The organism is Desertibacillus haloalkaliphilus (assembly GCF_019039105.1).
GTDB lineage: Bacteria > Bacillota > Bacilli > Bacillales > KJ1-10-99 > Desertibacillus > Desertibacillus haloalkaliphilus.
The window spans coordinates 1-712 of record NZ_JAHPIV010000053.1 but is presented as its reverse complement, the minus strand read 5'-3'; the positions used below and the strand labels follow the sequence as shown (position 1 = coordinate 712).

Below are 712 nucleotides of genomic sequence, written 5' to 3'. Positions count from 1 at the left end.
GCTTAATGGCACGGCTTATTATCATGGAACGCCCTATTTATTGTTAGATCACGAGTTTAAACGATTCAAAGACACATATGAGGTTCGGAAAGAATGTAAAAAGGTGGTCATCAGTCTTGGCGGTAGTGATCCGTGCGGCCTGTTATCAAAGGCTGTATCGGCGCTTTTTCAAATAAATCACCTAGACATTTTAGCGGTCGCAGGAAAAGCCTCTCACATCAAAGAGCAAGTAGAGGCGGAACATATCCAATTCATTCAACATACAGATCAACTACCGGTTCTTTTATCAGAAGCTGATGTGGCTATCGTAGCAGGCGGTATGACGTTATATGAGGTAATTTGTATCGGGGTGCCCAGCATTGTCCTATCGCAAGTAGACCACCAAGCAGTGACAGCGAGCATGTTTGCGCAAAAGGGCGCTTGTTTTCACCTTGGATTAGGTGACCTTGTGGAAGAAAAAGACCTGTTGCAAGCTGTTCAAAAACTGTCTGACAGCTATTTTATCCGCAGAAGCATTCATCTTAATGGACGTTCACTCATTGATGGAAAAGGAATCGAACGAGTGAAAAACATTCTTATACACCTCATGAATTCACACCAAAAAGAACATAAGGATGTGTAGATGTGAAGGGAGTTATTTTAGCAGGAGGAAAGGGATCACGGCTGGCACCATTAACGAAGATTTTCAACAAACACTTGCTGCCGGTTGGTC

The 712-nt window shown here is 43.3% G+C and carries 2 protein-coding genes; both read left to right on the top strand.

Going from position 1 to position 712, the window contains the following annotated elements; translation table 11 throughout:
* On the top strand, positions 1-622 hold a 622-nt coding region (locus KH400_RS20790; protein WP_281418762.1), incomplete at its 5' end, for a glycosyltransferase.
* A gap of 2 nt (positions 623-624) precedes the next feature.
* On the top strand, positions 625-712 hold an 88-nt coding region (locus KH400_RS20785), incomplete at its 3' end, for a sugar phosphate nucleotidyltransferase (RefSeq protein ID WP_312889311.1).